The sequence below is a fragment of the Sinomicrobium oceani genome, from assembly GCF_900119185.1.
In the GTDB taxonomy this organism is placed as follows: domain Bacteria; phylum Bacteroidota; class Bacteroidia; order Flavobacteriales; family Flavobacteriaceae; genus Sinomicrobium; species Sinomicrobium oceani.
The window spans coordinates 35,506-49,226 of record NZ_FPJE01000022.1 but is presented as its reverse complement, the minus strand read 5'-3'; the positions used below and the strand labels follow the sequence as shown (position 1 = coordinate 49,226).

The window sequence follows — 13,721 nt, the reverse complement described above, 5'->3', positions numbered from 1 at the left end:
GGAATATGGATCTCAAGCTTCAGAAATTCTTAGAAAGTACCGATTTTATTAGGGCCGTAAAAGTTACCGTAGCCGCTGCTACCCCTGTAATACTGTTCTCCTACCTGAACCTTTTCAGTATTGGTTTTACAGTAGCACTGGGCGCCTTATTTACCTTTTCCAGCGATATCCCCGGTAACCTTCGTCACAGGGTAAACGGTATGCTGGCCTCCAACCTGATCGCCACGGGAAGTACCGTAGTTATCAGTCTGGCTACGATAAACCCCTGGATATTTTATCCCGTCCTGATCTCGCTGGTTTTTTTCCTTTCCATGATAGCCGTATATGGGCAGCGCGCGACCCTCGTATCTTTTTCGGGTCTGCTTGCCATGTCGCTCTCGTTCAGCCATAGTTATACGGGCTGGGCCCTGCTGCAACATGCGGGACTGATGATCAGCGGAGGGCTCTTTTATTTGTGTATCTCCATGATATTCTATTATATCAGACCTTACAGGTATGCCGAGCTCCGTATGGCCGAATGCATCGTACTCACTTCGAAATATCTTAAACTGAGAGGAACGCTATGGGATATCCGTGCCGACAGGAATAAAATAACGGAAGAACTGCTCAGCCTGCAGATAGAACTCAATGAAACTCATGAAAAACTTCGGGAAACCCTGATAAAAAACCGTACCAAGGGAGGCTCCTCCAATCAGAACCGAAGGTTGCTCATAGCCCATATAGAACTGGTGGAAATTCTCGAGCTCGCCATGGCGACCTCTTTTGACCATAATAAATTACACCATACTTTCCAAGAACATCCATACGTCCTAAATGCTTATAAACACCTTGCCTACAATCTTGCAGCACTCCTGAACGAGCTCGGACAAAGCATCGAAAACCGAAAAAAATACACCGGGAAACACCGCCCTTTCCAGGACCTGGAAGCTTTTCGGAAAGCCATAGACCGCTACGAAAAACAAACCCATACCTCCGGGAGACCTACTGCCGACGAAGTGCTCGTGCTCATCAACATGTTTAATTATGTAGAGAAACAAGCAGAGAAAATCAAGGTCGTAGAATATACCTTTACCCATGCACTGCATACCCAGGAACCGAAGCACAAAGATAAAGAGCTCGAAAAACTGCTTACCCCCGTACACTATAATCCCATTACCATTACCCAGAATCTGAGTTTTTCCTCCACCATATTCAGGCATTCGCTCCGGCTTACACTCACTGTACTCGCCGGGTTTCTGATAGGAAACATACTCCCCATACAAAATACGTACTGGATACTGCTCACCATAGTTGTGATAATGCGTCCCGGCTACGGACTTACCAAGCAGCGATCCGTGCACAGAACGATAGGCACACTGGCAGGCGGGATCATCGCTTTCGGTATCATTTCCGTCGTTCATAACAGTACCGTACTCGGCATCCTGGCAATGACCTGTATGGTGCTGGGCTTTTCCTTTATCCAGCGGAATTATTCCATAGGAGCCACATTTATTACTTTATATGTCATCTTTGTTTACGGAATGCTCACTCCGGATATACAGGACGTTATTTTGTTCCGTATTGCAGATACGCTTATAGGAACCGCACTGGCCTTCACCGCCAATCATTTTTTATGGCCCTCCTGGGAATTTCTGAGCCTACCTACCTTCCTAGAAAACTCCATAAAAGCCACCCGGGATTATATCAGGGAAATATCGGTGTTTTATAACCGGAAAGGTGAAGTCCCCCTGCCCTATCGCATTGCCCGTAAACATGCTTTTATAGAAATAGGTAATCTCATGGCTTCCTTTCAGCGTATGACCCAGGAACCGAAATCCAGACAAAAACAATTAGGACAGTACTATGCGTTGGTGGTACTCAACCATACGCTATTGACTTCTGCAGCCTCTATGGGAAGTTTTATACAATCGCGGAAAACCACCAAAGCCTCCGAAGCTTTCAACGCTATTACCGGGGCTATTATCAACAACCTGGAAAACGCCATGGAATTGCTCAAGGAAGAAAAACAAAATATCCCGGTAGATAAAGAAACCAAAGAAATGCTGAAACTCCGTTTTACGGAACTCAAAGAGATCCGGAAAAAGGAGATTCTGGAATCTGGCGGAACACAGAATGAAAATTTCAGGCTTAAAATGGAAGAAGGCCAGCTTATCATAGAACACCTGATCGGGCTCACCAATCTCTCCGAAAATATCGTAAAAGCAGTAAAAGATATCAGGGAAAGACAGTAAACAAATAAAAATATATGAGGAATCCAGTTGCAGTTATCCGTGCGCTCATTCTCCTTTCCATGTGCACCGCATGCTCAGACCCTTCGCTGCAATGCGAGGTCATCCATCGGCAGGAACTTCCCGGAGTTCCCTCGGCATCAGGTACTGCTGTTACCCGGGATCACCTGTATATAACCGGCGACAATTCTCCCTGGTTGTTTCGGTTCAGCCGGAACTATCAGCCCGTTTCCAGGATATCCGTATTCCGTTACACTACACTGTCCAAGGGAGAAATTATCCCCAAAAAAGACAAACCGGATTTCGAAGCCATGGAAATCATCGGCGACAAGCTATACCTCTTCGGGTCCGGTTCGCAATCACCCGAACGGGATGTCATGGTACAGGTCGATATCGGAAACGGCAACCGCACAAAAACATATACACTCACCCGGTTCTATCAGACCATAAGAAAAAAGCATCTCCGTAAAGGAGCAGTACTTAACATCGAAGGTGTCGCAGCAAAAGACAACCGGATATTTTTCTTTTTGCGGGGCCAAAACATCATCCTGGAGTACCCGGTTTCCGCCTTGTTCGATTATTTCGAAAACGGGCAGGAATACCCCGGCCCCGGCATTTACAAAATAACACTACCTGCCATTAACGGTATACAGGCGGGGTTCTCCGGAGCCACATTTGTTCCCGGACAGGACACGATGATTTTCACGGCATCCGTAGAAGATACATCCAATGCTTATGATGACGGTAAAATCCTGGGAAGCTTCACCGGCATTATTCCATGCGAAAAACTGAAAAACGGCTATACGCCCTTGTGTACCCCCCTGTACGAAAACAACGGGGCAAACGAACCGTTGCTTCTCAAAGCAGAGTCTGTTTCGGTCCTCGAAAAACTATCCGGAAGAAACCTGAAAATACTCCTGGTCACCGATGATGATACAAGCGGGAATTCGGAATTGCTGGAAGCTTTAATACATTGGTAAAACATTTCTTGCCTGTTTTCGGGCCCGACACCCTCACGGAATCTGCTTTTTTCAGAATTATTACGGTAAAACATCACAATTTGTCTAAACCGAAACGTAAAACGTTGCGGCACTGAAAAAAGTAATCTATTTTTGTAATCCCCCCGGAGAGACACGATCCGTATGCGGAAGTATATAAGGATATGGATATATTCCTTATTTTCAGACGCTAAAGTGATCCTGTCATTGTATTGCGATTGATATTGTCATACCAATCGATCCTGAATACCGTTTATTACATAAACATTTTTCAGGTTTGTTATTCGATCAAACAACATACTATGTACCCCAACACTACCAAACTGTTGCTGCTATGGTGCAGCCTTTGTTTTTCCGTCTCCACCTATTCCCAGGAGCTCTCCGTAACCGATAGTCTGCGACATGCCCTCGCCCGGGCCGAAACGGACAGTACGAAAGCCACTCTAATGATGCTGATTGCCAACAGGCTTCCCATGAGCGATAGTATCAAAATCAGGGAATATTACCGTAAAGCACTGGAATTGACCAATCCCGAGCAACCGATTCTTGTCGCAAAGATCTACGGCAATCTCGGACGGTTTTATTACAATATGTATCATTTCGAAGAAGCCCGGCAATACCTGGATACCGCCAGGAATACCATTATTCCCGACACTTCTGTACAGGGAAAAAAGCTGAGCGGGCTTATCCGTATGAATGCAGCCGCACTTTACGGTGTTCATGGTGATATCCGCAAACAACAGGAAGAATACCTTCAACTCATTCCGTTGTTTACAAAACTCAAAGACACGACCAATCTCTCGGTCACTTACCGAAACCTCGGGGTCATTTTTTTCAATAAAGCGCAATACGACAAAGCCCTTGAATATTATACCAAAGCTCTGAAAACTCATGAAAACTCAGATAAAACAAACTACTATTCCGGGGCAGGACATCTCGATATAGCCTTGTGTCTGAACGAAATGGACAGTCTGAAACCTCTGGAAACCTACCTCAGGAAGGCCGAAGATATCATATTTTCCAGTAAGGACACCGTAGACCAGATGGCACAACTATACTATCTCAAAGGAGAACTGGCTTATAAGAAGAAAAATTATACCGAATCAGGGGTGATGTACCGCAAAGCCCTTAAGCTCGCCAGGAAATTCAAAAATCTGCATTATATGGCCAATGCCCTGTTCGGACTTGTACAGGTCGGTGAAGCAAAGAAGGAATACACACAGGCACTGGCTTATGCCGAAGAATATTACCGGATAGGAAGCGACCTCAAAGATTTTCACTTTCAGTTACTCGCCCTCGAAAAACTGGCAGAAATCGAATATCAACTAAAACATTACCCGCAATCCTATAACCATTTCAGGAAATACATCAGTGTTGCCGATAGTTTGAACGAAGTCGAGCTTACCAAAACACTGCATGATCTCGACGTACAATACGAAAGTGCCAACAAAGAAAAACAGATAGCCAATCTGCAATATGAGATGGAAGCCGCCGAATTACGGCTGGTACGCAATCAGATGGGAATATGGCTCCTGCTGATTACCGTAGCCGGCTTACTGTCTATATCCATCTTATATTACAAATATTATAAAAAAGGGAAAACGCTCATCACCCAGCAAAAAAGAGTACACCAGCTGGAAATGGACACCTTGCAGCAAAAGCATAAAATCTCACTCCTGTACGCGACCATAAACGGAGAAGAACACGAGCGGAGCCGTATAGCTCAGGACCTGCACGATGGCCTGGGAGGGCTGCTGTCGGGAATAAAACTTTCCCTCTCCAATACGGTCAAGGATATACAGAACGACCGGGCAAACGAAAACGTATCCAGATCCGTAAAGCACATGGACGAAGCCGTCGATGAGCTCCGGAATATCGCGCAAAGTCTGATGCCCCAGGTGCTCAATATACAGGGACTGGGAGAAGCGGTAAAACAATTCTGTAACAAAGTATCCAGGTCCGGGCCGACCATTACCTGCCAGGTGATTCATGTGAGCGAATCCATACCCAAAAACAAACAGGTCACCGTATATCGCATCGTTCAAGAATTGGTCAATAATGCGCTGAAACATGCCTCAGCCACACAGATTCTCGTACAGCTTCAGCAACGCAAAGGAAAACTGTTCCTCACCGTGGAAGATAACGGGATAGGTTTTGATCCCGGAGCGGATACCCATACAAACGGATTAGGTATGTCCAGTCTTAAAGCCCGGGTAGAACTTCTCGAAGGAGAAATGGATATTCACTCCGGGGCCGAAACAGGAACATCCGTTAATATCCAATGTATGGTCGGTTAGGATCAGGGTAATATATCCTGGGTTTTAACAGCTTTGACCTTCGTGTATAATGCATTCCGGAAAATGCTGTTCATCACGGGCAGACAAAGCAAGGAGGACAGCGCTGTCAGCGCATAGCCTATAATCCCGAAAACCAGGGAAACCCGGTATAGTCCTGCCGACAATTTTCCTTCCGATCGCATATAAGCCAGACCGAGGAAACCGAAGAGACATAATGCCGATACAAAGAGAACGATCCCTACAGATTCCATATCCCGGGAAGATCCGATAAAAAATATCAGAATAGCATATACTATGGTCAATACAAGGCCGAGTGTCCATTCCGGTTTGGAATACAACATATTCTTTTTCAACAAACTCAGAAATAACCGCTCCTCCTCCGCACTCATTTTACCCATCCGCACAAAGCCCTTGTTTTTCACCTGGCGCAACACCCATTTTCCGTCCTTTTCCAGCTGAAAAAAATTTGCACCTTCACCATACGTTTCCCGCTTGCTGTTTCCTTTTTTCCAAACTGTTTTTACATTCCAGCCGGCAGCGCTCAAATCGTTCGCAATCCCCTGAAGGGTAATACCGTCAAAACTATCTGTCTTATACTGATCGTACATATATGCTCATTTTTTGTCAAAGGTAAATACGGGGCAGTATTCCTGAAATCCCGGGAAACCACTATTTATACCTGTTTTTTCCGATAGAATCATTCCCTGATTCCCGAACTTAAATAACGTGCTTTTCACTTGAGAAAACAGCGTTAGCAAAATACCGGAAATCAGGGATTTCGGAAATATTCCTTCCGGGCTAACTTTGACACACTACGCCGATTCTCCGGATAACAGGGATCTTTTATATCCGGATGAAACGGTAGTTTAGTATGTTTGGGGTAATGAAATAGCCAGGAACACCAAGATCAACCGATCTTATGTTTTATGGCTATTTCTTTTTTCGCAGTTATCTCTATGCCCCCGATAGTCTTTCGATGAGCGCATCCAGGGAAACCGCAAGCTGCTCTCCTGTCTGCATATTTTTAAGCGTGTAATGCTCCTTCTGCATTTCTTCCTCCCCTACAAGCACGGTAAACGGAATACCTCTTTTGTCGGCATATTGCATTTGTTTTTTCATCTTGGCATTGTCCGGATAGAGCTCTGCCTTGATACCTTGCTTCCGCAGCATCTGTAAAGCTTTTATACTATAAAAAGCTTCCTCTTCTCCGAAATTGATAAACAAAACTCTGGAAGTAGCCGTAACGGTCTCCGGGAAAAGTCCGAGTTCCTCCAGAACGAGGTATATACGGTCCAGTCCGAAAGATATCCCGACACCACTGATCCCCTGCAGTCCGAATATACCAGTAAGGTCGTCATAACGTCCTCCGCCACCTATAGATCCCATAGCCACTCCCGGAGCAGAAACTTCAAAAATGGCACCTGTATAATAATTAAGCCCACGGGCGAGGGTGACATCCAGATCCAGTATTGCGCTTTGCAGTCCTGTTCCCGTTATACTGCCGCATATAAAACGGAGTTCTTCAACACCTTTGGTACCTTCTTCCGATGTCTGCAACAATGTGGCCAGGCGATCGAGTTTTTCCGTAGTGTCTCCGTTAAATTCAAATAAGGGCTGCACCTTTGCTATAGCTTCCGGAGCAATTCCCTTTTCCTGCATCTCCTTCTTCACCCCTTCTTCCCCGATCTTGTCCAGTTTGTCCAGCGCAACCGTAAAATCAATAAGCTTATCTTTGGCACCGATGACTTCTGCAATACCAGAGAGTATCTTTCGGTTATTCATTTTTATCGTTACTCCACGCAATCCTAAAGCAGTAAAAACCGTATCGTAGAGCTGAACGAATTCTACTTCCTGCCACAACGAGCCGGACCCGACCACGTCCGCATCACATTGATAAAACTCACGAAAACGCCCCTTTTGCGGACGATCTGCACGCCATACGGGCTGTATCTGGTATCTCTTAAAAGGAAAATCTATCTCGTTCTGATGCTGTACGACATACCGCGCAAAGGGTACCGTAAGATCATAGCGCAACGCTTTTTCCGAGATCTTCCCCGTAAGCTTTACACTGTCCTTTTCCGCATACAGCTTGTCGTCCACTTTCTTCAGAAAATCCCCCGAATTAAGGATCTTAAAAATAAGCCGGTCACCTTCTTCACCGTACTTTCCCATCAAAGTCGACGAATTCTCAAAACTCGGCGTTTCTATCGGACGAAACCCGAAAAGTTCGAACTGATTGCGGATCACGGAAATAATATAATTTCTCTTGGCTACTTCTTCGGGAGAAAAATCCCGCGTACCCTTAGGTATACCTGGTTTTTGTGCCATCGGATGGTCTTGTTATGTTTTTTTATTGATCTGCTGAATCCGTCATGCAAAAAGCGACCTTTTTTCTTGTAAAAAAGAGGATAAAACGAATTTCAGCACTGGCAAATATCTTAATTTTTTGATGATATAACAGCGTTCCCCCAGGCAAAGTTTGCCAGGGGGGAACGCGCTTTAAACGAAATTATTCGTCTCCCATCATCATCTCCTCAAACCAATGGTATAATTTTCCTTTGGTAATTACCGCCCCTTTCTCGATCAATTCGAATTTATCTTTGTTACGATCTGCAAAATAGGTTTTGGTGGCTGTCATAATATCTACCATATCGGTCATGAAGTGCTTTTTGAACCATTCGAATCCCCCGGTCGTCATAAGATCCACATCCGGGTTGTGCACCCGTATGGCAATCAGTTTCATGTCTTTATCGGTCATACGAAACAAATGCATCTGATCGGCCGATATATTTTCGAGGTATTCCACCTTACGGAGCACCCCTTCCCAGATAAGATCGCTAAAAATGTCAATTTCCTCTTCTGCCGCAGCAGGACTATCACTTTTGATCTGCTCCCATTCGGCAGCTGTAATGGACTGGGTAGCCAGAAAATTGATGAATTCACGATGCAGCTCCTCCAGTTGTTCTTTTGTAAGTCTCCTGTACTTCATAGTTTTTCTTCAGCTTTGATTAACCCCAAAAAGAAAATCGTCTAAAAATTACTTTTTAGACGATTTTCCCAAACGAATATTTTAAAAAATTACTTAGCCTCTGCAACTACTTCGAAAGGGAAATCTACGATCACCTCTCTGTGCAGTCGGATCACAGCATTGTATTTTCCTGTTCTCTTTACACTTCCTCCGTTGATGTTGATAAACTTCCTGTCTATGCTATGTCCTTCTTTTTCGATAGACTCAGCCAGATCGATATTGGTTACGGAACCAAACAATTTATCTCCTGTCCCCGCTTTGGCAGTGATCTTCACATCGAGCTTAGCAAGCGCATCAGCTATTTTCTTAGCATCATCAACGACCTTCTGCTCTTTAAAAGCTCTTTGTCTGAGGTTTTCTGCCAGAACCTTTTTGGCAGAAGGCGTAGCCAGAACGGCAAACCCCTGAGGAATAAGATAGTTACGCCCGTAACCGTTTTTAACAGTTACCACGTCATCTTTAAATCCTAAATTATCTACGTCTTTCTTTAATATTAATTCCATTGTCTGCCTTTTTTTATTTTAACAAATCCGCTACATAAGGCATCAAAGCCAGGTGACGTGCTCTTTTGATAGCTACGGCTACTTTTCTCTGGTACTTCAATGATGTTCCTGTTAACCTTCTGGGTAAAATTTTACCTTGTTCGTTGACGAACTTCAGGAGGAAATCCGGATCTTTATAGTCGATGTATTTGATCCCGGACTTTTTAAAACGGCAGTATTTTTTCGCCTTGCTGGTTTCGATGTTCAGGGGGGTCAGGTATCTGATTTCCCCGTCTTTTTTACCTTTGGCTTGTTGTTCGATAGATGACATAATTCCTAAGCTTTTTGGTTTAATTTATTCCTTCTTTTCTCTGCCCAAGCAATAGCATGCTTATCGAGTTTTACGGTCTGATAACGCATAACGCGCTCATCCCTTCTGAACTCTGTTTCGTAAGCACCGAGAACTTCTCCGGGTACTTTGAATTCGAACAGGTGATAAAACCCGCTTTTCTTGTGCTGAATAGGGTAAGCCAGTTTTTTAAGCCCCCAATCCTCTTTGGATACAAATTCTGCTCCCCTGGAAATTAAGAAATCTTCGAACTTCTTAACTGTTTCCTTTACCTGAGTCTCAGATAAAACGGGATTAAGAATGAAAACAGTTTCGTAATGATACATAATTAACTTTTTTATTTTGTGGCTGCAAAAGTACTCTTTTCTCCCGGAAGTTCAAAAATTATGATTACAATATTTTCCCGAATACAGATTTTATCCTTTTTTTAAAGCAAAATTGTGTCAAAGCAAAAAAAATCTGTAAAATTGCTTATTATTTTTGCACGATTTTCAGAAGGAGTATTAAATATTAATTTTACCTGGCCCCGTCTATTTATCTCCACGGCATAATATTTGTTAGGATAATGAAGAACTTAACCCCAAAGGCAGTAGTACAGCAATGAAGATGAATTGCATAATTGTAGACGACTCGAACATACAGCGAATGGCGGTAGCCAAACTTATAAAAAGCAGTACCTCCCTTCAACTTGTAGCCGAATACGGCAATGCTATCGAAGCGAAAAACGGGCTGAAACTAAAAAAAGTAGACCTGATCTTTCTCGATATAGAAATGCCTATCATCACCGGGTTCGACCTTCTCGAATCGCTGCAGGATCCGCCGCAGGTTATCCTGATCACCGGCAAAGCCGAGTATGCCTTGAGGGCTTTCGATTATGACGTTACCGATTACCTCCATAAACCCATCGCTCCCGAACGTTTTGAAGTCGCCGTAAAACGGGCCTTGGAAAAACACAAACTAAAAACAGCGGCTAAGGAAGACGATGACTACATCTTTGTAAAAAGCAACCTGAAAAAACACAAGGTATTTCTCAATGAGATCAAATGGATAGAAGCACTTGGCGATTATGTAAAGCTGATCACGGACGAAGAGAGCATTATCGTCTTGTCTACCATGAAATCTTTTGAGCAGGAACTTCCGGAAGACCGGTTTATGCGCATACACAAATCCTTTATCATCAACCTGGACAAGGTAGACCGTTACAACAGCCGTGTAGTCGAAGTCAGCGGAACAAAACTCCCGTTAAGCAGAAACCGCAAAGCCAAACTCACGGAAATTCTGGGCAAATAACCCGAAAACCATACCGGCTCAGTAACAATCCACATCAAAGGACACCCGGACACTTCTATACGCTGCAATTGCAGAAAAGCTTTTATGAACGCGGGCGATACCGTTTTTTACCTTTTTCAGATTTTGTGAAGGCGGGATCTTAATAAGTATATCCTTGATATAAAGATTTCGTATCCGCCCTATCGAGGGCGACTCCGGCCCCAGAATATAATCACGTTTCCAACCGGGAATGTCGAAATGACTTCGCAGCGCCCCGGAGAACCAGTTTGCCCCCTCCTGTACCGTATGATAATTGCGATGTCGCAGGGATATTTTTATAAGCCTGTAAAATGGCGGATACAAGAACTGCTTTCTGTCATTCAGCTGATCGGTAAGCATATCCCCATACTTATTCATAGAAGCCTGCTGTAATATCTGGTGATACGGATTGTACGTTTGTATAAGTACCTTTCCCCTCTTTTCCGTACGTCCCGCACGCCCGGCAACCTGTAATATCAACTGAAAACTACGCTCAAAGGCCCGGAAATCGGGATAATTGAGCAGGTTATCGGCGTTCATTACCCCTACCAGCCGGACATTCCGAAAATCAAGTCCTTTTGTCAGCATCTGTGTCCCCACCAGCACATCTATTTCCTGTTGCTCGAAGGCCGTGATAATTTTTTCATACCCGTATTTCCCCCTGGTGGTATCAGAATCCATTCTTCCCGTTCTGGCTTGAGGAAAAATTTCGCGGAGTTCCTCCTCCACCTGTTCTGTACCGAACCCCCTGGTATCGAGATCACTGCTTCCGCAAGCCACACAACTTTCGGGGAGCGCCATGTGATAACCGCAATAATGGCAACGCAACTGCTTTCGTATTCTGTGGTACGTAAGACTTACATCACAACTCGGGCACTGCGGCGTATGTCCGCAGGTATTACATTCCATAACCGGTGCGTATCCTCTGCGGTTCTGAAACAGGATCACCTGCTCACCTTCCGACAGGGATTCCCCGATTTCTTCGATCAGACGATCGGAAAAATGCCCCTTCATTTTCTTTTTCCGGTACTTTTCCTTGATATCCACAAGTTCCATTTCCGGCAAAAGGACATCACCATACCTCCTGGTCAGTCCTACCAGCCCGTATTTTTCCGTCTTGGCGTTATAACTGCTTTCCACACTCGGTGTAGCCGATCCAAGGAGGGTTTTGGCGCCGTGTAAGGACGACAGCACCACCGCGACATCCCTGGCGTGATATCTCGGTGCCGGATCGAACTGCTTAAAGGAAACCTCGTGCTCCTCATCGACAATGACCAGTCCCAGATCGGTAAAAGGCAGAAATACCGCAGATCTTGCTCCCAATACAATCCGGGTTTTTTGCGAGTTTTGCAACAGGTTATTCCACACCTCTACCCGCTCGTTATTAGAATATTTGGAATGGTATACACTTACCTGTTCTCCGAAGTAATTTTGTAACCGGTGTATCAGTTGGGAGGTCAGGGCTATTTCAGGAAGCAGGTACAAGACCTGCCTGCCCCTGGCCAGGGTCTCTTCGATAAGCTTTACATAGATTTCGGTCTTTCCGGAAGAAGTCACTCCGTATAAAAGGGTGACATCCTTATCCCGGAAATGCTCCCGGACCTCTCCGAGGGCTTTTTCCTGGTAGGTATTGAGTTCGCGGGTCTCTTCCACAGCCTTACCCGAATATGTCACCCGGTCTGTCTGTAGGTAATAATCATCGAGTATACCCTTAGCTGTCAAACTTTTGATCACTGCCGCAGAAGCCCCGGTTGTTTCCTGAAGTTCCTTTAGTTTTATCGGCTTTTTAGTAGTCGCCGAAAGTGAAAAAAGGGACAGCAATACCTCCTTTTGCTTTTTGGCCCGCTCCAGGTCATCCAGTAATTCTTTCAAAGCCTCATCTTCGCTGTAACGGGGAGCTACCCTGATAAAACGCACCAGTTTCGGGCGGTACTGTTCCTGGATTTCCTCCTTTACACGTACAACGCCTTTTTCGAGCAGACGTTTCAGTACCGGTAACGTATTTTTTTTATCCAGTATGGACGAAACCTCCGTAACCTTGAGTATAGGCTGGTGTTGCAACGCCTCATAAACCAGCCACTCATCATCCTGAAGTGTGGCTTCAGAAGCCTGAAAATCATCGTTTCTCAATACTATGGTTTCACTCTCCAGAAGAAGCGTTCCCGGAAGTGCCGCACGAAATACCTCCCCGGGCGAACACATATAATAATCGGCTATCCAGAACCATAACTGTAGCTGTTTCGCTGTAACTACCGGACTTTCATCCAGTATCTCATGGATCGATTTGGCCTCATAGAGCAACGGAGGGTTTTGGTGCAATGTACAGGCCAGTGCAGTATATATTTTCGATGTACCAAAAGGGACCGCCAACCGCATTCCCGGTTGTATAACGCCGAACTCCTCTTCCGAAACACGATATGTGAATTGTTTCTCTACAGGTATAGGCAGAATAACGTCTACGAAATACTGTTGCATCCTGCAAAGATAAGAAATTAGGGCTCGCCCGCCGGATCAAAAAAAAGCCGGGAAAATCCGTTGATACGAATTATTCCCGGCGTTATACTTAAGCTTATTATCCCATGATAATTATTTCACCCTATACCAGTTTTGCGTACGATACAGAAAAGTGACATACCCTCTCACATTCAGTTTATCCGGGTCATCTTCATCAACCCAAATCTTACAACGATACTCTTTCCCCTTGTTCGGATCCAGAATATCTCCTCCGGAATATTCACTGCCATCCTTTTTAAGCCCATCGATAATAACCATACCGAGAATCGGCTGATCTTTCTTATCTCCCTTGCACTTTTCGCAACGGGCATCCAACTTCTCCTTATTGAGAATCTCCACGACTTTACCATAGACCTTTCCTCCTTTTTCGTAAATCTCCACTATAGATTTTTCCTTTCCGGTCTCGTCGTCGATGGTCTTCCATTTTCCGAAAATATCCTGAGCTGTAACAGAAAGTGTTCCCAACAGAAAACACAATCCCGCGGTCCATATTAATTTTCTCATTTGATCTGTTTTT

12 protein-coding genes are annotated in these 13,721 nt (G+C 44.7%); 4 read left to right on the top strand and 8 right to left on the bottom strand.

Annotated elements, in window-relative coordinates; translation table 11 throughout:
- Positions 1–5: 5 nt before the first annotated feature.
- The 3 genes from BT112_RS16915 to BT112_RS16905 all read left to right on the top strand — a co-directional run bounded on the left by BT112_RS16915 (position 6) and on the right by BT112_RS16905 (position 5,523).
- The gene (locus tag BT112_RS16915) at positions 6–2,231 is read left to right on the top strand and encodes an FUSC family protein (protein ID WP_072318586.1); all 2,226 of its coding nucleotides are present in this window, start codon (positions 6–8) and stop codon (positions 2,229–2,231) included.
- A gap of 14 nt (positions 2,232–2,245) precedes the next feature.
- The gene (locus BT112_RS16910) at positions 2,246–3,208 is read left to right on the top strand and encodes a DUF6929 family protein (RefSeq protein ID WP_072318585.1); all 963 of its coding nucleotides are present in this window, start codon (positions 2,246–2,248) and stop codon (positions 3,206–3,208) included.
- A gap of 320 nt (positions 3,209–3,528) precedes the next feature.
- Positions 3,529–5,523 (top strand): tetratricopeptide repeat-containing sensor histidine kinase, encoded by a 1,995-nt coding sequence (locus BT112_RS16905; RefSeq protein ID WP_072318583.1) that lies wholly within the window; start codon positions 3,529–3,531, stop codon positions 5,521–5,523.
- Between the two features lie 2 nt (positions 5,524–5,525).
- Here the strand turns inward: BT112_RS16905 and BT112_RS16900 are convergent, their stop codons facing one another.
- From BT112_RS16900 to rpsF, 6 genes are all read right to left on the bottom strand, one after another.
- Positions 5,526–6,131: a hypothetical protein gene (locus BT112_RS16900; RefSeq protein WP_072318581.1), complete on the bottom strand. Its 606-nt coding sequence runs from the start codon at positions 6,129–6,131 to the stop codon at positions 5,526–5,528.
- A 346-nt stretch (positions 6,132–6,477) separates the two neighbouring features.
- Positions 6,478–7,851 (bottom strand): histidine--tRNA ligase, encoded by a 1,374-nt coding sequence (gene hisS, locus BT112_RS16895; RefSeq protein WP_072318580.1) that lies wholly within the window; start codon positions 7,849–7,851, stop codon positions 6,478–6,480.
- Between the two features lie 181 nt (positions 7,852–8,032).
- A complete protein-coding gene (locus BT112_RS16890; protein WP_072318578.1) occupies positions 8,033–8,512 on the bottom strand; it encodes a DUF6495 family protein in 480 nt (159 codons plus the stop codon).
- An 89-nt stretch (positions 8,513–8,601) separates the two neighbouring features.
- Positions 8,602–9,054 carry a 50S ribosomal protein L9 gene (gene rplI, locus BT112_RS16885; RefSeq protein ID WP_072318577.1) on the bottom strand — a complete coding sequence of 151 codons (453 nt, stop codon included), beginning with the start codon at positions 9,052–9,054 and terminating at the stop codon, positions 8,602–8,604.
- A 13-nt stretch (positions 9,055–9,067) separates the two neighbouring features.
- The gene (gene rpsR, locus BT112_RS16880) at positions 9,068–9,367 is read right to left on the bottom strand and encodes a 30S ribosomal protein S18 (protein WP_175545816.1); all 300 of its coding nucleotides are present in this window, start codon (positions 9,365–9,367) and stop codon (positions 9,068–9,070) included.
- A 2-nt stretch (positions 9,368–9,369) separates the two neighbouring features.
- Entirely contained in the window at positions 9,370–9,708 is a 339-nt protein-coding gene (gene rpsF / locus BT112_RS16875) for a 30S ribosomal protein S6 (RefSeq protein ID WP_072318574.1), read from the bottom strand.
- A 274-nt stretch (positions 9,709–9,982) separates the two neighbouring features.
- On the opposite strand from rpsF, the gene BT112_RS16870 reads away from it, so the two are divergent.
- Complete coding sequence (locus tag BT112_RS16870; protein ID WP_072318572.1) at positions 9,983–10,672, top strand: LytR/AlgR family response regulator transcription factor; 690 nt, start codon at positions 9,983–9,985, stop codon at positions 10,670–10,672.
- 18 nt (positions 10,673–10,690) lie between these two features.
- On the opposite strand, the gene priA is transcribed toward BT112_RS16870, so the two are convergent.
- Both priA and BT112_RS16860 read right to left on the bottom strand, forming a co-directional pair.
- Positions 10,691–13,165, bottom strand: coding sequence for a replication restart helicase PriA (gene priA, locus BT112_RS16865; RefSeq protein ID WP_072318571.1), 2,475 nt, complete (start codon positions 13,163–13,165; stop codon positions 10,691–10,693).
- A 111-nt stretch (positions 13,166–13,276) separates the two neighbouring features.
- A complete protein-coding gene (locus tag BT112_RS16860; protein WP_072318569.1) occupies positions 13,277–13,708 on the bottom strand; it encodes a DUF2147 domain-containing protein in 432 nt (143 codons plus the stop codon).
- Positions 13,709–13,721 lie beyond the last annotated feature (13 nt).